The sequence below is a fragment of the Yokenella regensburgei genome (genome assembly GCF_051486985.1).
GTDB lineage: Bacteria > Pseudomonadota > Gammaproteobacteria > Enterobacterales > Enterobacteriaceae > CBFFRJ01.
In genome coordinates this window covers 1-23310 of the sequence record NZ_JAHVDV010000006.1, presented here as the reverse complement: position 1 = coordinate 23310, position 23310 = coordinate 1, and the positions used below count along the sequence as shown (strand labels likewise).

Below are 23310 nucleotides of genomic sequence, written 5' to 3'. Positions count from 1 at the left end.
ACTATTATACTTAACGAACGAACACGCGACCATCCCGGTCGCGATTTAAATTGTCAGACTGACTAAGGACGCATCATGCCCCGACCCATCCCTCTCGAACGTTATCGCAACATCGGTATCTCCGCGCACATCGATGCCGGTAAAACGACAACCACTGAGCGCATCCTGTTTTACACCGGGATGAGCCACAAACTGGGTGAAGTACACGATGGCGCGGCAACCACTGACTGGATGGCGCAGGAGCAAGAGCGCGGGATCACCATCACTTCCGCGGCCGTAAGCTGCTTCTGGCCGGGCATGGACGGAGGTTTTGAGCCGCACCGTATCAATATTATCGACACCCCCGGACACGTGGACTTCACCATTGAGGTGGAGCGTTCCATGCGTGTGCTCGACGGCGCGGTGATGGTCTATGACTCCGTTGGTGGCGTACAGCCGCAATCGGAAACCGTCTGGCGGCAGGCCAACAAGTATCATGTGCCGCGCCTGGCCTTCGTCAACAAAATGGACCGCCCCGGGGCCGATTTCTTCCGCGTGGTGCAGATGATGATTGATCGCCTGAAGGCGAACCCGGTGCCGATTGTTATCCCCATTGGCGCTGAAGAGCACTTCACCGGGGTGGTGGATCTCATCAAAATGCGCGCCATTCTGTGGGATGACGCCACTCAGGGCATGACCTTTAGCTATGCGCCGGTGCCGGATGCGTTACTGGCAACCGCTCAAGAATGGCGGGAGAAAATGGTGTCGGCGGCGGCGGAGGCCAGCGAGGCGCTGATGGATAACTATCTCGAAACCGGCGACCTTGACGAAGCAGAGATCATCAATGGGCTGCGTATTCGCACCGTGGCGGGCGAAATCCAGCCGATGCTGTGCGGCAGTGCCTTTAAAAACAAAGGCGTGCAGCGCATGCTCGATGCAGTGGTGGAATTGATGCCATCGCCGCTGGATATCCCGGCTATTCAGGGCGTGGACGAAAAAGGTCAGCCTGCAGAACGTCACCCCAGCGACGATGAACCCTTCTCGGCGCTGGCGTTCAAACTGATGACTGACCCTTACGTCGGCCAGTTGACCTTTATCCGCGTCTATTCCGGCGTGTTGAGAAAAGGCGACGCAGTATGGAACCCGGTCAAAGGGAAGAAAGAGCGTATCGGTCGTATCGTGCAGATGCATGCCAACGATCGTCATGAAGTGGACGAACTGCGGGCAGGCGATATCGCGGCCTGTGTCGGGCTGAAAGATGTGACCACCGGCGACACCCTGAGTGACCCGGATGCAGTCATCACGCTTGAGCGCATGGAGTTCCCGGAACCAGTGATTTCTCTCGCCATTGAGCCGAAAACCAAAGCCGATCAGGAGAAAATGGGCATCGCCTTGCAGCGGCTGGCGTCGGAAGACCCGTCGTTCCGTCTGCAAACCGACGAAGAGTCCGGCCAGACCATTATTTCCGGGATGGGCGAGCTGCACCTGGAGATTATCGTTGACCGTATGAAACGTGAGTTTGGTGTGGAAGCGAACATCGGTCGTCCACAGGTCACCTACCGCGAGACGTTACGTAAAGCGGTGAAAGAGGTGGAAGGCAAGTTTGTGCGCCAGTCAGGCGGTAAGGGGCAGTACGGCCATGTCGTGCTCAGCCTCGAACCTCTGGAGCCGGGCAGTGGCTTTGTGTTTGAGGATGCCACCAAAGGCGGCGTGGTACCGCGCGAGTATATTCCTTCTGTGGAAAAGGGCTTGCGTGAGGCCATGAACAGCGGTGTGCTGGCAGGCTACCCGGTAGTGGACGTGAAAGTGACCCTGACGTTTGGTTCGTATCATGATGTTGACTCCTCGGAAATGGCGTTCCGCATGGCCGCCATCTTCGGCTTCAAAGAGGGAGCGCGCAGAGCGGACCCGGCGATTCTGGAGCCGGTGATGCATGTGGAAGTGGAAACACCAGACGCGTATGCCGGGAACATTATGGGCGATCTCTCTTCTCGTCGCGGAATGGTTCAGGGGATGGAAGAGCGCTTCGGCAGCCAGATTATTCGTGCTGCTGTGCCGTTGGCCGAAATGTTCGGCTACTCGACCACGCTGCGTTCCATGTCACAAGGCCGCGCCACCTACAGCATGGAGTTCCATCACTATGCGCAAGCGCCGCGCAACGTGGCGGACGATATCATTGCCAGTCGTGCAAAAGCGTAACAATCCTAACCACGCTGCGGCACTGAGGGATCCCTGCAAAATAATACGCGCACGGAAAGTCCCCTCGCTCCTTTGGGGAGAGGGCCTGGGTGAGGGGAAATATGCGGCGCTTGTGGGCATTCCGTTCACCTTATGTTCCCTGCTTGTCTGTAGCGACAGAACCCGTGAACGTGCCAGGGTGGTTCACCGCCACCACCCTGGCGACCCGGGCTCCCGGCAAGGAAAATCGCCGCTGACGCGGTGCATTCGGCTTATGTCGTCTGACTATCGGGTCGGGGACCAGCCTGGATCCTTGTAGGCTATCCCCTCCGCCCGCTTCCCTGCGAGCGGCCACGGTCATCCGTCAACGCCTCATCGATTTTCAGCCGGACACTGTCATCGCGGTGACGGCTTTATTCTCATTTCTCCGTGATATCGCTGTAAAACGTAACATTACTGGGGCTTCCTCAGCGCTGCGGCGGGTTTTTTTGCTTTGACGAATGTGCTTCTGATGTAGCGTCTCTGCCCGTTTTTCTCCCTCTCCCTCAGGGAGAGGGCCGGGGTGAGGGTGAATATCAGCGCATCACTTTACTACGCACCCGTCGCCACATACCCAATACGATAATTCTCCCGGCCTGCCAAAGGTGCATCACCCACGTCCACCTGCAACAACTGCCAGCGGCTGACATCCCAGGCGCAGAGCGGGCTTTGCAGAGGCAGTGAGGCTAAATCCGCATGGGGCAGCACCGGGATTTTTGTGAGTGACAACCAGGACGCCTTTTTCACCATCTCCACCTCTGGTACACGAAGGGCGAGCCAGCTGTCGATCGCCGGCCAGCCAAAATCGTCGGTCAGTTTTTTAAAGCCCGCGCTCTGCAGGAAGCGCGCCATTGCCTGCGCGTTCTGCCAGAGATATAGCGGCGCATAACGGTTCTCACTGATATGGGGCTCTTCCCGGCGGGAGAAGAGAAATGCTTTGAACAGCAGGCCGGGAAAACCGTCCAGCTTCGCGCCACTTGCGGCAATGCGCTGCTCAATCACCGCCATATCGTAATCGGCGGGCAGCGTAAAACGGTACTGCATGACGATCATAACGCCTCCTCAGAAAGCATGTGCCCGTGGCTGAAACTCCACTCATCAGCGGTATTAAACTGAATTATCACCATCACATCGTCCGGCTGAATATTCAGATGCGTGTTCAGGCGTGCGCTCAGTAAACGGAAGAAGTTCTGTTTCTGCGCTTTGGTGCGCGGTTTTCCGGCAAAAATATGAAACTGAATAAAATCATCGCTGCGCCCGCCGCTTTTATAGTGCTTATCAAAAACGCGCTGGCGGGCCGGGAGCGTTTCGAAAACCTGAAAACGGTCGTCAGGCGGCACGGCGAATTCCTCTACCAGACAGTGATGCAGGGTGGCGGAAATCAGTTTAAGTTGCGCATCACTGTACCCCTCGCGCAGGGTGATTCGGGTAAAGGGCATCAGCTTTGCTCCTCATCCAGGCAGCCGAGGGCGGTGACGGCAGCGGGCCAGCCTGCGTAAAACGCAAGGTGAGTGAAAGCTTCAGCGATCTCTTCCCGGCTCAACCCGTTTTGTTGTGCAAAGTTAATGTGCCAGGGGATTTGCTGCACGCGGCCGAGCGCCGTCAGCGCACCGAGGGTTACCAAACTGCGTTCACGCGGCGAAAGGATGTCACGTTGCCAGATATCGTTAAACAGGACGTCCTGACTGAGTTCAGCCAGCTTGGGGGCGACGCGGGTGAGTGTGTTTCGGTCCAGGGATGGTTTCATCGTGCTCTCTCCGTGTTGACAGTAAATCCATCCTGGCGCGATAGTGTCATCCTGAAAATCAAATTATTCGCGACTCACCATCCCGCATTTCAGGACGATTATGGACAAACTTCCCGTAACCCTCGACCTTGATGCTTTGCGAAGCTTTGTGACCGGTATCGAGGCGGGGAGCTTTGCGCAGGCGGCAACCCGTCTGTGTCGTTCCACGTCTGCCGTCAGCGCCCAGCTCAGGAAGCTTGAGATGCAGTGCGGCAGCGAGCTGGTCGTTAAACGCGGACGCCATCTTGAACTCACCCATCATGGCGAGATCCTGATGGGCTACGCGCGGCGTCTGCTGGCCCTTAACGACGAGGCGCAGCGGGCGATGAAGGGGGAGTTGCTTCAGGGAGAGGTGCGCATCGGGATGCAGGAGGACTTTGGCGAGTCTTTGATGCCCGGCATCCTCGGTGCATTCCGACGTCACCATCCGGGGCTGCGCATTATCGCCCGCGTAGATCGCAACCAGGCGCTGTTATCGGCGCTGGATGACGACACGCTGGACATGGCGCTGCTCTGGCAACCGGAGCACACGTCGCCTGCCGGTAAGCTTGTCGGGCAGTGTGAAATGATCTGGCTCCAGCATCCGGAGCTGGATGTAGCCGCGCTGCTTGCCGCCGGCGACCCCCTGCCGCTGGTGATGTTTGAACACCCCTGCCTGATGCGCAGTCGCGCCACTGCCTGTCTCGACAGAGCAGGTATTCCCTGGCGCATCGTGTTCGTCAGCCACAGCCTGAGCGGTATCCGGGCAGCGGTACAGGCGGGACTGGGGATCACACTGCGTACGCGCATCGGTATGCCGGACAACCTGCAGAGCGTGGGCCCGATACTGCCCTCTGCGGGTAATCTTGGCATAACGCTTCAGGAACGACAGGGTGGCGAGGCGGTTCACAGCGCACGCGTAATGCTGGCAAAACTGATGGAAGAAGCGCTCCGGCAGGTGAAGTGATTGCCTTTCTGATTTTGCGAGTCACCTTCCAGAAACTCCCTTGCTGTCAATAACTTAACAGGGTATCTTGTGCCCGCACTTTTCATCGCAGGTGCCGGGACTGGAGCCCTGAACGACTTCACTTTATTTTCTTTCCGGAGGCTGGTGTATGGCGACGACCCCCAACCAGACTTACCCACTAATGACCCTTCAACACCCTGTAAAACCCGACTTTATTGATCTCGCTGATGACTGCGATGAGTACGCATCACTGCTTATCGATAACAAAGACGCTGCTGAGCGACGCGTTATTTGTCACTTCCTGCACACCAGCCTGTCTCAACTCCGCCCGATGCTTTATGAAGCCATTCCCGCGCATCTGGTGGCGACCTTTACCGTGGATACGCTGCCTGAACGCACGCCGCGCTTTGAGCCCGAGGCCGATCAACTCTGCGACTATTGCCTTGCGCTGAGTGCACTGCTCCATGAGGCATCTCTGCCTCCGGCGCTGGAAAAAACGGTGCGCGGGCTTCTGTGTGACCTGGTGTGGTTCTTTGCCGAAGAGATGCATGCGCCAAGGTGGTTACGCACTGAAGATGGCGTAACTGCAATCGTCAGTTAAGCACCAAAAACCAGGGCATCACTTTAGTTCCGGTTTCGCTCTCCCGTCACGCCTGAGCAGTCGTTCGCTTTTTTAGCTGTGTCTTTATCAATTAATTTGAATCTTATCGTTAAACAAAAGGTATTTATTCTCATCCGTGAGTGGGTAGAGTAGAGGCATCTGAGGCAATAAAGCCTGTCTGCAATCTTGTCCCTGAAAATAAGGATTCAAACGCCATGAAGAAGATCGGCTTTTTGTCATTTGGCCACTGGACACCCTCACCGCAGTCCGGCACCCGCTCGGCGGCGGATGCGCTGCTGCAATCCATCGATCTGGCCGTGGCGGCTGAAGAGCTGGGGGCAGACGGCGCCTATTTCAGGGTGCACCATTTCGCACGTCAGCTGAGCTCTCCCTTCCCGCTGCTGGCGGCCATTGGTGCCAGAACCAGCAAGATAGAGATTGGTACCGGCGTTATCGATATGCGTTACGAAAACCCGCTCTATATGGCAGAAGATGCCGGTGCAGCCGATCTGATCTCCGGCGGACGTTTACAGCTCGGTATCAGTCGCGGCTCACCGGAGCAGGTCATCGACGGCTGGCGTTACTTTGGCTACCAGCCTGCGGAAGGCGAAAGTGAAGCAGACATGGCGCGTCGTCATACCGAAGTGCTACTGGACACGCTACGCGGTGAAGGCTTTGCCAGACCGAACCCGCAGCCGATGTTCCCGAACCCGCCAGGACTGTTGCGCCCGGAACCTTACTCTGAAGGCCTGCGTGAGCGAATCTGGTGGGGTGCCGGTTCGAACGCAACGGCGGTCTGGGCGGCAAAACTGGGCATGAACCTGCAAAGTTCGACGCTGAAAGACGATGAAACCGGCGAGCCGTTTCATATTCAGCAGGCGAAACAGATCCGGGCCTATCGTGAAGCCTGGGCAGAGGCCGGTCATACCCGCACACCGCGTGTTTCCGTCAGCCGCAGTATTTTCGCGCTGATGGACAACCGCGACCGTGCGTATTTTGGCGGCAGCGGTAGTGACAGCGATAAAGTCGGCTTCCTCGATGAGAAGACGCGGGCCATCTTCGGGCGCAGCTACGCGGCTGAGCCGGATAAACTGATTGAACAGCTGAAGAGAGATGAAGCCATTGCTGAAGCGGATACTCTGCTGTTGACCGTACCCAACCAGTTAGGGGTGGATTATAACGTGCATGTCATTGACGCCATTCTGAAACACGTGGCACCGGCTATGGGCTGGCGCGACTGAGTAAGCGTATATAAAAACGCCCCGCAGGCTGACCTGCTGCGGGGCTTGTTAGGACCGGCAGTTATCACAACGTGCGTGGGCAGAGCTGATAAATCCACGCGGTGAGCTGCTGACCCTCTTTGGTCGTCACCTGCACGCTGACGCGATCGTAACCCTCTTCGAACGCATCCAGCATCGGCCAGTGCGCCTCAAGGTCCCGGGAGGTAAACAGGAAACCTTCTACCCGCGGCCCGTTGTCATCAAGCACGATGCCGGGAAAATCTGCCGCCGCGCCCCAGCCACGCTCGTAAAAGGTGCCCAGGACATAGCCGGGCTGCCACTCGCCGCCGATCTTCGCCAGAATGTGCGCATTAACCTGCCCCGGTCGTAGCGTACCGTATACAAACAAACGTTCCATTTTCCCCTCAACGATCAGCGCAATGAATGCCAAAGGCTGGAGAATAACGCGCAGGGCCGGGGGGAATAAAGCATTTCATCAGGCGCGGCGAGGGCGGTCGTTACAGAGAACGGCGAAGCGCAGGGTGAGATTTTTTTGTCCAGGTTTCGAAAGCGGGATAAAATCTTCGCCCTCTTAAGAACAAGATGTCATTACCACTCATGATTAATCCACAGTCCTCAGAGGTGCATGTTCCACAAACCGAGCGTGCCCGAAACAGTATGTTCAGGGCGTTGCTGCATCGTGACAGAACGCCTGTTGCGGTGCTGGCCTGCGCTGCGGTTGTCGGCACGCTGGTTGGCCTTGTTGGTGTGGCTTTTTTTCGCGCCGTGAATGCCGTTCAACATCTACGCGCCGGTGTCCTTGTCGAGTCCGGCTTTCGCGGGTGGGTGTTATGGGCTATAGCGTTTGTTACCTCCGGCCTGTTGGCCGTGGGCGGCTATTTCCTTGTCAGACGTTTTGCTCCTGAAGCTTCCGGCTCCGGTATTCCGGAGATTGAAGGGGCGCTGGAGGAGTTGCGTCCCGTTCGCTGGTGGCGCGTTATTCCGGTGAAATTCTTTGGCGGCATGGGAACGCTGGGGGCAGGCATGGTACTGGGCAGAGAAGGCCCGACGGTACAGCTTGGCGGCAATATCGGCAGGATGGTGACTGACCTGCTGGGGGTTAAGCACAGCGACGCGCGCCATTCCTTACTGGCGACGGGGGCGGCCGCGGGGTTAGCTGCCGCCTTTAATGCTCCTCTCGCCGGCATTCTGTTCATCCTAGAAGAGATGAGGCCGCAGTTCCGCTACAACTTAATTTCCATTAAAGCCGTTTTCATTGGCGTGATCATGGCCAGTATTGTGTTTCGCCTGTTCAATGGCGAGAGCCCGGTCATTGCAGTAGGGCAGTTAGCCAGCGCGCCAGTGAATACACTCTGGCTTTACCTCGTTCTGGGCATGGTATTTGGGTTGATCGGTGTCTTATTTAACCGCCTCGTTTTTATATTTCAGGATGCTTTTGGACGGCTTTACGCCGGACGCAGCTGGCGCGCTGTTGCAACTGGCGGGGTTATTGGCGGATGCTGCGGTATTCTGGCGCTCTTTTATACCCCAGGTACCGGCGGTGGCTTTGAGCTTATACCAGATGTGGCGAAAGGCGATTTTACCCTTTACGCCCTCATTGTGATGTTCCTGGTGCGTTTGCTGGCCACACTGCTGTGCTTCTGTTCGGGGGCGCCTGGTGGCATATTTGCGCCCATGCTTGCATTAGGCACCGTGCTGGGAACCGCTTATGGCGTCGGGGCCTCGGATCTGTTTCCTGCTTATGGCCTTGAGGCCGGTACGTTTGCGATAGCCGGTATGGGGGCGCTCTTTGCGGCTTCCGTCAGGGCACCCCTCACGGGCATTGTGCTGGTGCTGGAGATGTCAGATAACTACCAGTTAATTCTGCCCATGATTATCACCTGTCTGGGGGCTACGTTGCTGGCACAATTCCTTGGAGGAAAACCCTTATATTCCTCCATCCTTGCGCGCACGTTAGCCAGAGACGCGACCCGGTAACGCTCAGGTGTCTGCCTGAGCCCGCTGCGTGCAGTCAGCGTAAGCCCTTTTACTGTCTCAACGCCTCAGGGGAAAAAAGCTGGCGCTTTGCGGGGGTGACACAGCGACAGGCACACCCTGGCCGCCTGTTACCCTCGCGCTGAGGAACTTGCGTGGGGGGTGAGATTGCCCTTTATCAGGACAAAAGGTGGGGTGCCTCGCGCGAGCAAAACAAAAAGCCTGCTTAAGTTTCCTTAAGCAGGCTTTTTAAATTTGGCTCCTCTGACTGGACTCGAACCAGTGACATACGGATTAACAGTCCGCCGTTCTACCGACTGAACTACAGAGGAATCGGTGTGGAGTCGTATCTTAGCGGCGAAAAAACTTTTGTCAAACTTCATTTCTGTTCCCGTGGTGCAACTGGCGCAATTCCCGTCACTTTGCTGTAATTACCTACAATTTTTTGGAAATGCTTTGCAGGATCAGCTTTTCTCCCCCATCATTTGAAATGAAGTTTCATCTTTCTCGTTAAGGTCAATTTTGAACGTCGTCGCCCCAATACGCCAGGCCGTCATGCGCACGCCCTGGTACGCCAAACGCAAGAGCTATAAAGTCCTTTTCTGGCGAGAAATCACCCCGCTGGCTGTCCCGATCTTCCTTGAAAATACCTGCGTCCTGATGATGGGCGTGCTTAGCACCTTCCTGGTGAGCTGGTTGGGGAAAGAAGCTATGGCTGGCGTCGGACTGGCGGACAGCTTCAATATGGTGGTGATGTCTTTTTTTGCCGCTATCGATCTTGGGACCACAGTGGTGGTGGCCTTTAGCCTCGGTAAACTCGACAAACGCCGGGCAAGGGCGGCAGCGCGACAGTCGCTGGTGATCATGACCATTTTTGCCGTGCTGCTGGCGGCGGTGATCCATGCCTTTGGTACGCAAATCATCGATTTTATTGCTGGTGCAGCCACTCCTGAGGTGAAGGCGCTGGCGCTCACCTACCTCGAACTGACGGTGCTGAGCTATCCGGCGGCGGCCATTACGCTGATTGGCAGCGGTGCGCTGCGTGGTGCCGGAAACACGAAAATTCCGCTGCTGATTAACGGGGGGATGAACATCCTCAATATTATTATCAGTAGCGTGCTGATCTATGGCCTTTTCTCCTGGCCGGGTATGGGGTTTGCCGGTGCAGGGCTGGGGCTGACCATTTCCCGCTACATTGGTGCAATAGCCATTATCTGGGTGCTGATGATTGGCTTTAATCCGGCGCTACGCATCAGCCTGAAAAGTTACTTCCAACCGCTTAACTTCGCCATTATCTGGGAAGTGATGGGAATTGGTATCCCGGCAAGCATCGAATCGGTGCTGTTTAACGGCGGGAAACTGCTGACGCAGATGTTCGTGGCGGGGATGGGCACTAACGTTATCGCGGGCAACTTTATCGCCTTCTCAGTCGCCGCACTGATTAACCTGCCGGGTAATGCCCTTGGCTCGGCATCCACCATTATTACCGGTAAACGTCTGGGCAAAGGGCAAAGAGGGCAAGCTGAGCGGCAGCTGCGCCATGTGTTCTGGCTGTCGACGATTGTGCTTACGCTGATAGCCTGGGGCACGGCACCTTTTGCCGGGCTACTGGCTTCGTTCTATACCCATGAAGAGGATGTGAAAGAGGTCGTGAAGACCCTCCTCTGGCTTAACGCCGCGTTTATGCCCATCTGGGCCGCTTCATGGGTTCTGCCTGCCGGGCAGAAAGGGGCGCGTGATGCCCGTTTTGCTATGTGGGTATCAATGCTCGGGATGTGGGGCTGTCGCGTCGTTGCAGGTTACACCCTTGGGATCATGCTCGGGATGGGCGTGGTGGGCGTCTGGCTTGGCATGGTGCTCGACTGGGCGGTACGCGGTGCGCTCTTTTACTGGCGAATGGTAAGTGGCCGTTGGCTGTGGAAATACCCAAAAATCCCGCGCGATCAGACGTAACCGCTTCATTTTCCCACAGAGTGGAGAATAAATCGGCAAACGAACGGTTTTGTGAAAACAGCCTTTGACAAGGGCGGGAGCCATCGTTAATATGCGCCTCGTTCACACGATTCCTCTGTAGTTCAGTCGGTAGAACGGCGGACTGTTAATCCGTATGTCACTGGTTCGAGTCCAGTCAGAGGAGCCAAATTTGAAAAGCCTGCTTAAGGAAACTTAAGCAGGCTTTTTGCTTTCTGGTTTCGGATGCTCGCCACTGTTTGGTCGGGCAAGATCCTCGCAGCCTCGGGCGATACGACCCTGTAACGCCAGGGCACTACAGGGTGAAAGTAAGGCTCAACCGTTAAAAGGGTTCCGTTGCGGCCGTCAGCCAGGCGCGTGCGTTACTGTCCACCAGCGGCATCAGGGTTTCCCGCACCAGGTGATGGTAATCATTGAGCCACACTATCTCTTGCTCACTGAGCAACGCACGTTCAACCTGACGTAAATCAATAGGGATAAGTGTCAGAGAGCGAAAACGACAAAAACCCGGGCGGCTTTCCACTACTTCGGCCTGATTTTCTATACGGATGCCATAATGGTCAGCAAGATAATAGCCCGGCTCGATGGTCATAATGTTGCCGGCGACCAGTGGCCACGGATTCACCTTTTTGGCAATTCGCTGGGGTTGTTCATGGATCAACAACTGGTGTCCAACACCATGTCCGGTGCCGTGGTCGTAATCCAGACCTAACTCCCACAGGGCACGACGGGCGAAGGCATCAATCTGGTGCCCCTGAGTACCGCCTGGAAATTGCAGCGTCAGCATCGATAAAAAGCCTTTCAGTACGGCGGTATAGTGCAGACGATGTGCCTCTGACAATGTCCTGAATGAGAGGGTACGCGTGGCGTCTGTGGTGCCGTTGTGATATTGCCCGCCGGAATCGTTCAGGTAAAAATTCGCGCCGGTAATGGCGGTGTTGGTCGCCTCACTTGAGTGATAGTGACACATGGCGGCGTTACTGGCAGACGCCGAAATGGTGTGAAAACTCTGCTGAATAAATCCGGGTTGCTGCTGGCGGAAATAGAGTTGTTTCTGCTGGGCTTCAAGCTCCGTCAGCGGTTGGCCTGCGGCCTCCCGGGTCGGCACTTCATCGGCAAGCCAGGCCAGAAAGTTCACCCATGCTGCGCCATCCTGACGATGACACTCTCTGTAGCCCTCTAGCTCAACGGCGTTTTTGTGTGCTTTGATGGAAGTAACGGGATCGGCATGCCAGAGGATCTCCCCGCCATGTTGTTCAATAGCAAAGCGCAGCGCGACCGGTGCGCCGTCGCCATCCAGCATCACTTTTTTCCCCGGCGCAATCTGCTGGCAATGCGGCAGAAAATTGTGCCAGGCAGAGAGTCGCAGCGACGATTTCAGCGTCCCGGAGAGGTTGTGCGTTTTAGCGTGATCAACGAACCACTCAAGTTCACCGTCGCGGCTGAGCAGGGCGAAGGAGTGCGCGATCGGATTCATCGCCACGTCTGAACCACGAATATTCAGCAGCCAGGCGATGTTATCCGGCTGGGTAATGGCGAGCAGATCAGCTCCTTTTTCTGCCAGCACGGCAGCAATCCGCTGCCGTTTATCGCTGCTGCTTTCTCCGCTTATCGCGACCGGCATCTCATGAATCGTCCCGCACGGCGGTGCCGGACGATCCAGCCAGATAGCATTGAACGGATCTTCGCTCAGCGCGACCAGTTCGCAGTGGGTGGCATCAAGCGCAGTGAACTGGCTGTTCACCATTAGCATAGGTTCAAAGGCAATGCGACTTCCCGCCGGCAGGAAGGTATTGAGCCACTCGGGCAGCGGTTCGTTGTGCAGATGGTGGATCTCAAAATCATTAGTATCCACTTCGTTACGCACCTGAACCTGGTAGCGTCCGTCAACAAAGATCAGCGCCCGGTCACGCAGCACCAGCGCCAGGCCCGCAGAGCCGGTAAAACCGGTGAGCCAGGCGAGTTTGTCATCATGAGGGGCACAGTCTTCGCTCTGGTATGCATCTGCACGCGGCACAATCATACCGTCGACATCCATGGCCGCCAGCAGCGTCCGCAATGCGGTAAGAGGGGTTGGGTTTTGCATAAAAATCCTTCTTTATTTTTTTATTGTCATCGTGATTAACGGAAAGGGGGTTCGTTAAACGTTCGCAGTTTACGCGAATGCAGCCTGTCACCTTCGGCACGTAAAAGATCGATAGCCCGGATGCCAATCTGCAAGTGTTCAGAGATTGCGCCTTCGTAAAAACGGTTAGCCTGACCGGGTAGTTTAATCTCACCGTGCAGGGGCTTATCGGAAACGCACAGCAGCGTGCCATAAGGGACGCGGAAGCGATAACCCTGGGCGGCGATGGTGGCGCTTTCCATATCAATCGCCACCGCACGGCTGAGGTTAAAACGCAGCGCAGAGGCGGAATAACGCAGCTCCCAGTTACGGTCATCGGTGGTCACAACGGTGCCGGTGCGCAGCCGCTGTTTTACCTCTTCACCCGGCATCCCGCTCACTGTTTTGGTGGCGTCGTACAGCGCACGTTGTACTTCGGCAATGCTCGGGATGGGAATGTCCGGCGGCAGCACCGCATCCAGTACGTGGTCGTCGCGCAGGTAAGCATGCGCCAGCACGTAATCGCCAATCGACTGGCTTTCGCGCAGGCCACCACAGTGGCCGATCATCATCCACACATCCGGGCGTAAAACCGCCAGATGGTCGCAGATAGTTTTCGCATTTGAGGGACCAACACCAATGTTGATAAGCGTAATGCCCTGTCCGTCGGCGGTGACCAGGTGCCAGGCGGGCATCTGATGCTTTTTCCACGCCAGATCGGAGATAGCTTCTTCCGGCGCGTTGGTGTCGGCGGTGACCCAGTGGCCCCCGGCGCAGGAGAGCGCGACGTAGGGACTTTCAGGATCGAGGATCTGACTGCATCCCCAGCGCACGAACTCATCCACATAACGGGTGTAGTTCGTAAACAGAACAAACGGCTGGAAATGTTCTACCGGCGTGCCGGTGTAATGACGCAGGCGGGCCAGGGAAAAATCTACCCGACGGGCATCAAAGTGTGACAACGGATAGAGCTCGGTCGGATGAAAAAGGCCATCTGCGGTTTCATCACCAATCTGGGCAAGCTCGGTGGTCGGGAAATGGCGGGTCAGCCCGGCGCTCATGGAGCGGTCGAGGGTCAGCTCCGAACCGTCAATAACGTACGGGTAGGGGATCTCATGGGCAGAAAGCCTCACTTCAATCTGTGCCCCGTAATCCTGGCAGAGCAGGGTTAACTGTTCATGAAGATACTGTCTGAACAGCGTCGGACGGGTGATGGTCGTGGTGTAACAACCGGCATGGGTGAAACGCGCGTAGGCACGGGTTTTGGTTGGATTGGTCGCGCTGCCATCCCAGCTGACGGAAAGCTCAGGGTATACGAACAGGCCTTTAATTCGGGCTTCAGGGGAAGGAAGCGAACCGGTTTCGATATAAACGCCAATGGCATCACGAAGATTATTAACAGACTGGTCATAGAGCGCTTCCAGTTGGTCCAGCGCCTCTTCAGGGGTCAGATTGGCACCCTTATTATCCATCATGTACTCCTTGTTCCACGGGTGTGCGGCTGTGAACAACAGTATGTCACAGCTTTGTGAAACAAAAAGAGCAGAGCAGGTTTTAGGATTGGCCTGAGGTTCCGGTATGACGAATGCCATACCGGAGAGGGTAAATTAGCCGTTGATTTTAACCAGCGTACGACCCTGGATTTTATTGCTCAGGAAGTCGGCTGCGAAGGCAGGCGCCTGTTCCAGTTCAATTTCGGTGGCGGCCTGCTGGTAATAGCTCGCCGGCAACAGGCTTGCCAGACGTTCCCAGACGGCAGCACGCTCGGCGGTGGGCACCATTACGGAGTCCACACCCTGTAGCCGCACGTTACGCAGGATGAACGGCATCACGGTGGTCGGCAGTTCAAAACCGCCCGCCAGACCACAGGCTGCGACACAACCACGATACTGCGTTTGTGCCAGCACTTTCGCCAGCACTTTGTTACCGACAGTATCGACAGCACCGGCCCACAGCTGTTTTTCCAGCGGTCGGGTCTCTTCAAACTCGCTGCGTGACAGGATATCGTCTGCCCCCAGCTGTCGCAGGTAATCATGAGTGGATTCACGCCCGCTGACGGCGACAACGGTATAGCCCAGCGCTTTCAGCAGTACCACCGCCGTGCTGCCCACGCCGCCGCTGGCACCCGTCACCAGAACGTTGCCGCTTTCAGGTTTAATGCCTGCTTCTACCAGCGCATCGACACACAGCATGGCGGTGAAGCCCGCAGTACCGATGATCATTGCGTTACGGGCACTGAGCGTCTGCGGCAGGCTGACCAGCCAGTCGCCTTTCACGCAGGCCTGGGCTGCCAGTCCACCCCAATGGTTTTCACCCACGCCCCAACCGGTCAGGAGCACGGGCTGACCTGCTACAAAACGCGGATCGCGGCTTTCGCTGACGATGCCGGAAAAATCGATGCCTGGAACCATCGGGAACTGGCGAATGATTTTACCTTTGCCGGTAATAGCCAAAGCATCTTTATAGTTAAGGCTGGACCAGTCGATGTCGACCAGTACATCGCCGTCGGCAAGAGCAGGCAGGGCGATTTCTTTTACGGCTGCCAGGGTTTTGTTTTCAGTCTGTTCCAGAACTAAAGCTTTCATGACGGAGTTTTCCTCGTCTGAGTGTGATTTTCGGCGTCGGGGCCGTCCTGTGCAGGTGTTATTTTAGTAATACTGTGCAAAAAGAACTCCCAGTATTGGTTCAGCGGATCGGCAGACTGGCAGAGTTTTGCGCGCATTACCGCGCCCTCCCAGCCTGTCCAGAACACACGGGCCAGTTTCTCAGGCGAGGCATCGGGCGCAATAGCACCCTGTGACTGCGCCTGGGTGAAACAGCGGGCGACACGGGTTTCCCACTCGTTAAGAATGGCCTTTAGCTGTACGGGGAATTCGTCGGGCAGAAGCGGCGATTCCTGCAGCAGGTTGCCCACAAGGCACCCACGACGGAACTGATATTTCGCCATCCCCTGTCCCGCATGGAGAACAAATGCCGTCATTCTGTCGAGCGGTGGCATGTCACTGTTGAGCAGGTGTTTGTCTAGTTTATGCGCAAAGTAGGTGCCGTAGGCGGCAAGTACCGCCAGGCCAAATTCCTGTTTGCTCTTAAAGCAGTGGTAAAACGATCCCTTCGGTACCGCGATGTTTTTAATCACCGCCTCAATACCGGCAGACAGATACCCCGTTTCCGTCAGCACCGCAAGCCCGGAACGAATCAGCTCCTGCCGGGTGTCGGTAAATTCGCGTTCGACCTTAGGCGGCCTTCCACGACGGGGTTTCTGCACTGGGAGTGTTTCACGACTCATAATTTAGACCGATCGGTTTTAATTGGCTGTAAGCCTACGCTGGATTGAAACTGCACGCAAGGGGCGTAGTTCAATGCCATGCTGGCACCGGCTAAAACCGCTACTTATACGGTTAAGCGAGAAAATAAGTAAAAACCGCTATGCTTAGGTTACGCCCGTCGCGTCTGAGGAAAGGAAATCATGCGTCGTATGAAACTGTTTTATGGACTTTTTATTCTGTTCGCCAGTCAGAGTGCGCTGGCCGTAAGCTACCCGCTTCCGCCGGAAGGGAGCCGACTGGTGGGAAGCACGCAGGTTATTACTGTTCCTGCTGGAAACATTCAGCCCCTTGAAGCTTTTGCGGCGCAGTACGGACAGGGGTTGAGCAATATGCTGGAGGCCAATCCCGGAGTAGATCCTTTTCTGCCTAAAGCCGGAACGCAGTTGACCATCCCGCAGCAACTTATTCTGCCGGCCACGGTGCGTGAAGGCATTGTGATCAACGTGGCGGAAATGCGTCTTTATTACTACCCGAAAGGGGGAAACACGGTCGAGGTACTGCCGATTGGTATCGGTCAGGCCGGGCGTGAAACCCCGCGCAACTGGGTGACGACCGTCGAGCGTAAACAGCAAGGGCCAACCTGGTCACCGACCCCTAACACGCGTCGTGAGTATGCGAAACAGGGAATTACGTTGCCTGCGATGGTGCCTGCCGGACCGGATAATCCGATGGGACTCTATGCTATTTATATTGGCCGGCTCTATGCTATTCATGGAACCAATGCTGACTTTGGTATCGGGCTGCGCGTCAGTCAGGGCTGCATACGTTTACGGGCTAAAGACATAAAATATCTGTTTGATAATGTCCCGGTAGGCACACGGGTGCAGATTATCGATCAGTCGGTGAAGGCAACCGTTGAACCCGATGGCAGTCGTTGGGTGGAGGTCCATGAACCTTTGTCACGCAATCGTGCAGAGTTTGAATCAGATAAGAAAGTTCCGTTGTCGATAACACCGGCAGTACGTGCTGTGATTAACGCTGACGATGTTGACCTCAATCAGGCGAATGACGTGCTGGAACGCCGTTCCGGCATGCCGGTGAATTTGAGCCTGCCCGCCACATCTTCCCGCCTGCTGTAAGCAGGGCACAAAAAAGCCCGCTGAGATTAACGGCGGGCTTGCTGTCATGTTTTGCCAGAGGGTTCAAATCATCAGATGTTGCGCGCCATCGGGCAAGCCTGACTAGGCGGTAGTATTGATATTACGACCAATAGCCGGATTTGAAGGCAACTGCGGGATCTGGTTGATGAGATCAACGGCGGCCGACTCCTGTGCGTCCAGTGCTTTTCTCAGAACCAGCGTACTTACCTGACTGTTAAGCTGGTAGGAATTAAGACTGGTTGATAATGATACGATCTGCGAGCTATCCATTTCGATCATCCTGTTGTTAAGAAAAAATTAACAGCGTGAGGACAGAGCCTCACTGAATTATCGGCGCTGTCAGCAAAAACTTTAGGCCAAAGGGGAGGGGAATGCAGTGTCGAGCAGACTGCTGTTGGCCGGAATGCAACACCCTTAAATTATAGAGCGGGCTCGTGAAATCAGACTCCTTTTACGTGAAGCGTCTTTGCCGTTAAGTGGCTGTATACTTTTGTTAAATCAGGAAGTAAGACTTATTAAGGTAATAACGTCGACTACTTGGTTGCTTTTGTGAGTGTCGTGGCCTGGTGTGGTTGTTCATTCTGGATAGTGACGTTTACGGCGGTCTACTGTTTTACGCAGCCCGAACGGGTCGTACCTGTACTCCCATCGATCGCCGTCCGGTGTTTCCAGCCCGGTCTGCGTCCGGCCCTGCCGCTGGTCAAACCCGGCGGCGCTGGCCCGGCGGATTTCCTGACCGCGCAGGTCGTGTTCAAAGTTCAGCGGGGCATGGTCTGCTATCTGCCACGCTTTCAGCTCCCCCATCAGACCACGGCTGAAATGCTCCGTGATACCGGCAGTGGTGCGCTGTGCGACATAATCCTGCTGCGCATCGTAACGGTACGCAGTCCGCCTGCCGTTGAGGGTTTCCACCGAACCCGGCTGGCCTGTTACTCACAAAGACCCGGCCTGCACTTTAAGAGCGACTGGCTGGCTGAGGCGGGCTTTGACACCGGGCGCGGCGTGACGGTGCGGATTTCGCAGGGGTGCATCGTGCTGATCGCCGACTGCGACGAGGTGCAGGCGCTGCGCGAACAGCTTTATCAGGTGCTGGAGGGGGGTTAAGGGGGCGGTTGTTTAGTGGATCGAACGGCGGCGAGTAAATAAAAAATGAGCCGGGAAGAGTTAATTTCCTACCCGGCTTTTACTCTATCAAATATTTTAGAAATATCGAACTTAAGATTAAATCCCTTATGCGCTATAATTTATTGATATTCATTTCCTTTGAAAATATAAAACCATTCATTCCACAACTAGAATTTATGACAAAAATAAACACTCCACTAGGTATATTATCCATGAGTCCGTATTCATCCGATACCCACTTAGGAATTACTGTGTATTTTTCTATGGAAAATATAATGTTTTGGTTTTCGAATGGCGTAAGCACCCAGTCATATATATTACTGAATATGACTTCGTAAGATGCTCCTGCCTCTGTTTTAACGCTAATTATCAGATTGTTACCTTCATTCCTAGATTTGACACCAGTAATAATGGCATCATGTAGATCCACATTACACATTATATTGATTCTCCTGGATCTAATGGTCTTCCTGGACCTCTTGTTTTATTAGGTGCTTTTGGTGATGAATATGACCAATCATGTGCATGAGGATCTCCTGCGCCATGATCATGTCCATAATCAATATCTTTAACAGGCTTCCCATTCTCATCGTATCGTCTGGATTGCTGTAATGTGCCTGTTTCTGGATTTGTCTTATTTAAAATACCATTTTTTGGACCCGTGTCACCGTTTTTGCCTTCAGGCAGCCGATTTTTTGTCCTTTTTCGTAGCGTGCCAGTGGCGTAAAGCTGCCCGGCTCGTATATCCAGCGGATGGTGTTTTGATGGTCCGGCGTACCGTCCGGGGTGACCGGGATTTCTTCCACCATCTGGTCGCCGTTCCAGTGAAAGTCCATACCGGGTTTGCCCCGGTTCGTGCACTGCCAGGTCTGGTGTTCCGGCAGGTGCTTTCATAACTTGGCAGGGAAATGACGTTTTACTTTGTTAATATCTTTTGAATATTGGCAAATTGTTCTTCTGCCCTTCTAACAAAATCAGTCAGCAAGTGTTTATTGACTATATTATTTTTTTCTATATAAATGTAACCTGATGAGTCTGAAAGGTCTGCGTGATAAATTATTCCATCTCTTGATGATATTTCAATAACTATCTCATCATATGCAATGTCATCTTTTAAAGTATCGGTGATCAATATGCTAAAATAAAATTTTGAGTTTGAATCTATATTTTTAACCTCGATCGATATAGATTTAATGAAATGATGTTTGCATTTTTCTTTCAAAGTGCATAATTCTTTGAAAATAAGTATGTTCATATAAAACTAGGCTCCACATGAATCTTTTATTGTCCTTGTAAATGGCGATATTCTATCCGTGCCACGGGTTTCAGCCCATTTTCTCAGTTTTGACATATCGGGATCGTTTGCGGGTCTTTCCGAAGCATGATTTTTACCATCCTGAACTATATCTAATCCTTTCTCATTGAGAACTTTTACGTTAAGCGTTTGATATTTCCCATTTGGTTTTTCGATAGTTGTTGATATCCTGTATTTGTATCTTTACCGGGACGTGGCGTTAAATTTGAATCAGTACCACTTCCCATCCGATAAACTGAGCCCTCAGTTAAAATTTTAGTCAACCCCAGCGGATCAATCCACTTCAGCGGATTTGTCACATACCCGTACGGATTGGGGCACCGTCTTTCTGGCGGCCTTCCTCCCGGCCCCATAACTGTTGCTTACCCCGCCAGACGAGGGTGCCATCTTCGGTCAGCAGTTCCTGAATGCGTCCCACCGTATCCGTGATGGCATAAAGCAGTTGCCCCTTCTCGTAGCGTGCCTTTTACACTGTTCCAATAAATATATACACTAATCATTTCCATTGACTTGGTTGGGTCTTGCTTGGGAGATTCCCGCCGTACGGGCATTACTGTTGTTGTCAGCGGGTCGCTAATCGTTTCCGACGTATCCGAAGGGATAGGTGAGAATTCTACTCCTGCTCTATTTTCATCTTGGGAATTATTACGCTAAACGTTTTCGCTTTTCTCTTTAGATAGTTCTGATTACTTATACTTTTTCAACCTTGATGTTTAGTTCGCAATAAAACCCATTTAATTCCTCGTCGGCTGTGATTAATTCATATGTTATATTTTCATTAACAATAGTTCGTGTATAGCAAGTTAGATGAGGGTGTTGAATGAAAGAAACAAATGTGGTTAATATATTTTTCAACTTTGGCATGTTATTCTTGGCGATCGAAAATGTAACAATATATGCATTCTCATTTATTTCAATATCCACATTATTAATATCACTTTGAGATGAAAAGAAATCATTTATCTCAAAATAAATGCCTGGATCGGTTATAAGATTTATATTTTTAATTTTTTCACAAAACATGTTTCACCTCTGTTTCGGAATGTAAGAACCATCATTCGTGCCTTTGGGGTGAGAATATACAGTTATAATTTTTTTTGTATATTCATCCGTAATGATTGTATTTCCTCGTTTATCTTGATAGCGCCAGACAGGTTTGCCTGTTTGTTTATCAATTTCTTTAACCCTTTTCGCTTTGTTATTATTTATGATACTATCAACTAAGTCGGAAGTGAAATTACGCTCATTCGCTCTTATCGCTCCATGCTCTGTAAATATACGATCATATGGGGTTTTGCCACCTGGCTGAATACATACACAAACCAACCCCAGCGGGTCAATCCACCTCAGCGGATTTGTCACATACCCGTACGGATTGACCCCACCCAATAACCCCACCGGGTCCGCGCTCAGATACTGCCCGGTATCGCAATCATAGTACCGGAAGCGGTGGTTGTTTAGTGGGCTGAACAGCGGCGGGTAAAGAAAAATAAGCCGGGAAGATTTAATATTCCTCCCGGCTTTTTACTATTTCAAGATACCCGTTGGTTATACTTATCCAAGGATTGAGATCTTACAAAATCGCTAGGATCGTTTTCAGACATCTCTTTTAAAATAGCGAGAGGTAACCCTTTGTTATATGTTAATCTTGTTCTAATACCCTCATCTAAATCTCTAGAAAATAAAAGATATATATCTATGTCAAGTGGGTATTTAGAGCAGATTGCATCCCGTACTAAAGGATCGTTATCTTTTGAAAGACGACCTATTATTTCTCTAGGAATAGTTCTATTCCTTGCCACCCAAACTCTCATTTCTGGATTTTTTGCAATGATTTCATTCCATACCGAAATGGGTGCTTCCTCTGTGCTGGCTCTATTGTATTTGACGAAAGTATCACTATTTCTTAATTCTATAAACTCTTCAGGTGAATTAATCATAAGCAACCCTATTTCTTGACAGATATGCTTTTACAATCCTTCTTGGCAATGTTTTTCCCTGTATCACCTTTATGCTTATCTGGCATGAACTGGCCATCTTTATCAGCATCTGCGATCCATTCCAGGGATGTGGAATTTTCTGTGTAAATTTTATAGGCTGAACCACCATGTCCGGTTGTATCTTTTGACCACCATAATCCTGTTTTTCCATCTTTATAATATTTTTCTTTGAAAGGCCTACCTTGCAATATAGCTGTCGGCCTATCTCCATCGATTTGCCAGCCAGTAGAACCAAGCGGATCGATCCAAGAGTGAGGATTTGGCGTATAGGCATAGAAGTTTATACCTCCCTCTAAACCCACCGGGTCCGCGATCAGATACTGCCCGGTATCACAATCATAGTACCGGAAGCGGTTGTAGAACAACCCCGACTCGTTTGTATTGAAGTTATAAGAATGATTAGTTGAATTTAGTTAGGATTATTTATTATTTTTTGAGCGCTGCTCCATTACTTTATACTAGAATTTTTAATGGGTGCCAGTTAACGCAAAAGCCGATAAGTTGAAAGAGATCCTTTAGGGTATTATTGAGAATTTCAATAATTAAATAATTTAGGGTCGTATACAGAAATGACACCGATATGAGCGGTTTTTAACTCGTCAGGCAAAGGATCGTCAATGTCTGGTTCAATAATTATTCCTGGTACTTCTTTGCTAACAAAACCTTCGTCACATTCATCATAGAAAAAATCTCTCCCTATTTTTTTTATAGGCGACCCGACACTTAAGTTCTTATATAATCCTAAGTACCCATTGATTGCGGATATCTTATAAATAATTCCGCTTCTAATATCAATTCCTATCTCTATGGGGTAGTCGGGTAGTAAGTATCTCACAGAGAATAATGAATCCTGTTTGTATTTTACAAATTTACCTTTAAGTAAAAATTCATATTTTAACAAAGGCTCACCAAGAAGAATTCCTCCCAATCCGTTAGCTGGTTTTATTTCAGACCTTATATCTATCATGTTAATTCCCTTCAACCGGAAACCTTACAGTTCCTTTAGAGCCAGACGAGACCTTCCAATAAGGTGCTCCATTATAATGTCTTGATGAACCTGGATGATATTGAATATATCTGTCAGTTACATCAGTACTTCTAGTGTTCAGTTCACGAAGAGTAAAACCTCCCGCGCTACGAGATTTTCTCATTTCTCCCGAGATCCAACCAATAGGTACGCTACCTAATTCCCCTAATAAAGATTCTGGTGTATGCCCTTTTAAAACCATTGGATCTTTAAATATAGTTTCAATACTGTTAAGTGATGCTTTAAAAGGTTTTGGTGCATCCTTTTTACACAGCCCCAGCGGGTCAATCCACCTCAGCGGATTAGCCACGTATCCGTACGGATTGACCCCACCCAATAACCCCACCGGGTCCGCGCTCAGATACTGCCCGGTATCGCAATCATAGTACCGGAAGCGGTTGTAGAACAACCCCGACTCGTCATCGTCGTACTGGCCGGGGAAGCGCAGACGGCAGGTGGGGGCACCGTCTTTCTGGCGGCCTTCCTCCCGGCCCCATAACTGTTGCTTACCCCGCCAGACGAGTGTGCCATCTTCGGTCAGCAGTTCCTGAATGCGTCCAACCGTATCCGTGATGGCATAGAGCAGTTGCCCCTTCTC

The 23310-nt window shown here is 52.6% G+C and carries 25 protein-coding genes, 2 tRNA genes and 2 pseudogenes; 10 read left to right on the top strand and 19 right to left on the bottom strand.

The features are described 5' to 3' along the window. Nucleotides 1–75: 75 nt before the first annotated feature. Nucleotides 76–2178 (top strand): elongation factor G, encoded by a 2103-nt coding sequence (fusA, locus tag KXR87_RS06270; RefSeq protein ID WP_437431397.1) that lies wholly within the window; start codon nt 76–78, stop codon nt 2176–2178. Nucleotides 2179–2748: 570 nt separating this feature from the next. On the opposite strand, the gene KXR87_RS06265 is transcribed toward fusA, so the two are convergent. The 3 genes from KXR87_RS06265 to KXR87_RS06255 are packed head-to-tail and all read right to left on the bottom strand — an operon-like array spanning nt 2749 to nt 3943. Beyond that, complete coding sequence (locus tag KXR87_RS06265; protein WP_437431396.1) at nt 2749–3249, bottom strand: DUF4865 family protein; 501 nt, start codon at nt 3247–3249, stop codon at nt 2749–2751. After that, nucleotides 3246–3635, bottom strand: a complete 390-nt coding sequence (locus tag KXR87_RS06260; RefSeq protein ID WP_437431395.1) for a tautomerase family protein — start codon at nt 3633–3635, stop codon at nt 3246–3248. Before KXR87_RS06260 ends, KXR87_RS06265 begins: the two co-directional genes overlap by 4 nt. Next, nucleotides 3635–3943: a carboxymuconolactone decarboxylase family protein gene (locus KXR87_RS06255; RefSeq protein ID WP_437431394.1), complete on the bottom strand. Its 309-nt coding sequence runs from the start codon at nt 3941–3943 to the stop codon at nt 3635–3637. The genes KXR87_RS06260 and KXR87_RS06255 overlap by 1 nt, the downstream gene beginning before the upstream one ends. Before the next feature lie 100 nt (nt 3944–4043). Between KXR87_RS06255 and KXR87_RS06250 the strand changes: the two genes are divergently transcribed. The 3 genes from KXR87_RS06250 (at nt 4044) to KXR87_RS06240 (ending at nt 6770) form a co-directional block, all read left to right on the top strand. Next, on the top strand, nt 4044–4928 hold the full coding sequence (locus tag KXR87_RS06250; RefSeq protein WP_437431393.1) for a LysR substrate-binding domain-containing protein: 885 nt from the start codon (nt 4044–4046) through the stop codon (nt 4926–4928). Nucleotides 4929–5076: 148 nt separating this feature from the next. After that, entirely contained in the window at nt 5077–5529 is a 453-nt protein-coding gene (locus KXR87_RS06245; RefSeq protein ID WP_437431392.1) for a hypothetical protein, read from the top strand. A gap of 215 nt (nt 5530–5744) precedes the next feature. After that, nucleotides 5745–6770, top strand: coding sequence for an LLM class flavin-dependent oxidoreductase (locus KXR87_RS06240; RefSeq protein ID WP_437431391.1), 1026 nt, complete (start codon nt 5745–5747; stop codon nt 6768–6770). Between the two features lie 64 nt (nt 6771–6834). Here the strand turns inward: KXR87_RS06240 and KXR87_RS06235 are convergent, their stop codons facing one another. Next, a complete protein-coding gene (locus KXR87_RS06235) occupies nt 6835–7167 on the bottom strand; it encodes a gamma-glutamylcyclotransferase family protein (protein WP_437431390.1) in 333 nt (110 codons plus the stop codon). 200 nt (nt 7168–7367) lie between these two features. On the opposite strand from KXR87_RS06235, the gene clcA reads away from it, so the two are divergent. Further along, complete coding sequence (clcA, locus tag KXR87_RS06230; RefSeq protein WP_437431525.1) at nt 7368–8747, top strand: H(+)/Cl(-) exchange transporter ClcA; 1380 nt, start codon at nt 7368–7370, stop codon at nt 8745–8747. A 253-nt stretch (nt 8748–9000) separates the two neighbouring features. Here clcA and KXR87_RS06225 read toward each other — a convergent pair. Continuing rightward, nucleotides 9001–9076 (bottom strand) — tRNA-Asn (locus tag KXR87_RS06225). Nucleotides 9077–9082: 6 nt separating this feature from the next. Here KXR87_RS06225 and KXR87_RS06220 point away from each other — a divergent pair. The 3 genes from KXR87_RS06220 (at nt 9083) to KXR87_RS06210 (ending at nt 10884) form a co-directional block, all read left to right on the top strand. After that, complete coding sequence (locus KXR87_RS06220) at nt 9083–9175, top strand: DUF5951 family protein (RefSeq protein WP_437431389.1); 93 nt, start codon at nt 9083–9085, stop codon at nt 9173–9175. Between the two features lie 88 nt (nt 9176–9263). Next, a complete protein-coding gene (locus KXR87_RS06215) occupies nt 9264–10697 on the top strand; it encodes an EmmdR/YeeO family multidrug/toxin efflux MATE transporter (protein WP_437431524.1) in 1434 nt (477 codons plus the stop codon). Nucleotides 10698–10808: 111 nt separating this feature from the next. Beyond that, a tRNA-Asn gene (locus tag KXR87_RS06210) sits at nt 10809–10884 on the top strand. Nucleotides 10885–11037: 153 nt separating this feature from the next. On the opposite strand, the gene KXR87_RS06205 is transcribed toward KXR87_RS06210, so the two are convergent. The 4 genes from KXR87_RS06205 to acuR all read right to left on the bottom strand — a co-directional run bounded on the left by KXR87_RS06205 (nt 11038) and on the right by acuR (nt 16105). Then, a complete protein-coding gene (locus KXR87_RS06205) occupies nt 11038–12801 on the bottom strand; it encodes an aminopeptidase P family protein (protein ID WP_437431388.1) in 1764 nt (587 codons plus the stop codon). Between the two features lie 35 nt (nt 12802–12836). Further along, nucleotides 12837–14291 (bottom strand): AMP nucleosidase, encoded by a 1455-nt coding sequence (locus tag KXR87_RS06200; protein WP_437431523.1) that lies wholly within the window; start codon nt 14289–14291, stop codon nt 12837–12839. 135 nt (nt 14292–14426) lie between these two features. Beyond that, a complete protein-coding gene (gene acuI, locus KXR87_RS06195) occupies nt 14427–15404 on the bottom strand; it encodes an acrylyl-CoA reductase (NADPH) (protein WP_437431387.1) in 978 nt (325 codons plus the stop codon). Further along, complete coding sequence (acuR, locus tag KXR87_RS06190; protein ID WP_437431386.1) at nt 15401–16105, bottom strand: acrylate utilization transcriptional regulator AcuR; 705 nt, start codon at nt 16103–16105, stop codon at nt 15401–15403. The genes acuI and acuR overlap by 4 nt, the downstream gene beginning before the upstream one ends. A 180-nt stretch (nt 16106–16285) precedes the next feature. Between acuR and ldtA the strand changes: the two genes are divergently transcribed. Continuing rightward, nucleotides 16286–17224, top strand: coding sequence for a L,D-transpeptidase (ldtA, locus tag KXR87_RS06185; RefSeq protein ID WP_437431385.1), 939 nt, complete (start codon nt 16286–16288; stop codon nt 17222–17224). A gap of 102 nt (nt 17225–17326) precedes the next feature. Here the strand turns inward: ldtA and KXR87_RS06180 are convergent, their stop codons facing one another. Continuing rightward, a complete protein-coding gene (locus KXR87_RS06180) occupies nt 17327–17515 on the bottom strand; it encodes a YjfB family protein (protein ID WP_437431384.1) in 189 nt (62 codons plus the stop codon). Between the two features lie 600 nt (nt 17516–18115). On the opposite strand from KXR87_RS06180, the gene KXR87_RS06175 reads away from it, so the two are divergent. Then, on the top strand, nt 18116–18349 hold the full coding sequence (locus KXR87_RS06175; RefSeq protein ID WP_437431522.1) for a SymE family type I addiction module toxin: 234 nt from the start codon (nt 18116–18118) through the stop codon (nt 18347–18349). Between the two features lie 133 nt (nt 18350–18482). Here the strand turns inward: KXR87_RS06175 and KXR87_RS06170 are convergent, their stop codons facing one another. The 9 genes and pseudogenes from KXR87_RS06170 to KXR87_RS06130 all read right to left on the bottom strand — a co-directional run. Beyond that, nucleotides 18483–18809 (bottom strand): hypothetical protein, encoded by a 327-nt coding sequence (locus KXR87_RS06170; protein ID WP_437431383.1) that lies wholly within the window; start codon nt 18807–18809, stop codon nt 18483–18485. A 199-nt stretch (nt 18810–19008) separates the two neighbouring features. Then, nucleotides 19009–19206, bottom strand: a complete 198-nt coding sequence (locus KXR87_RS06165; protein ID WP_437431382.1) for a hypothetical protein — start codon at nt 19204–19206, stop codon at nt 19009–19011. An 80-nt stretch (nt 19207–19286) separates the two neighbouring features. Then, complete coding sequence (locus KXR87_RS06160; RefSeq protein WP_437431381.1) at nt 19287–19625, bottom strand: hypothetical protein; 339 nt, start codon at nt 19623–19625, stop codon at nt 19287–19289. 355 nt (nt 19626–19980) lie between these two features. Next, nucleotides 19981–20103 (bottom strand): hypothetical protein, encoded by a 123-nt coding sequence (locus KXR87_RS06155; RefSeq protein ID WP_437431380.1) that lies wholly within the window; start codon nt 20101–20103, stop codon nt 19981–19983. A 905-nt stretch (nt 20104–21008) separates the two neighbouring features. Then, nucleotides 21009–21146 (bottom strand): annotated as a pseudogene (locus KXR87_RS06150) (RHS repeat-associated core domain-containing protein); the annotation flags it as partial. A gap of 71 nt (nt 21147–21217) precedes the next feature. After that, nucleotides 21218–21625 carry a hypothetical protein gene (locus tag KXR87_RS06145; RefSeq protein ID WP_437431379.1) on the bottom strand — a complete coding sequence of 136 codons (408 nt, stop codon included), beginning with the start codon at nt 21623–21625 and terminating at the stop codon, nt 21218–21220. An 8-nt stretch (nt 21626–21633) separates the two neighbouring features. Then, nucleotides 21634–22059 (bottom strand): annotated as a pseudogene (locus KXR87_RS06140) (RHS repeat-associated core domain-containing protein); the annotation flags it as partial. A gap of 161 nt (nt 22060–22220) precedes the next feature. Further along, nucleotides 22221–22652 carry a hypothetical protein gene (locus KXR87_RS06135; RefSeq protein WP_437431378.1) on the bottom strand — a complete coding sequence of 144 codons (432 nt, stop codon included), beginning with the start codon at nt 22650–22652 and terminating at the stop codon, nt 22221–22223. Nucleotide 22653: 1 nt separating this feature from the next. Further along, nucleotides 22654–23310: RHS repeat domain-containing protein (locus KXR87_RS06130; RefSeq protein ID WP_437431377.1), on the bottom strand; the 657-nt coding region annotated here is incomplete at its 5' end.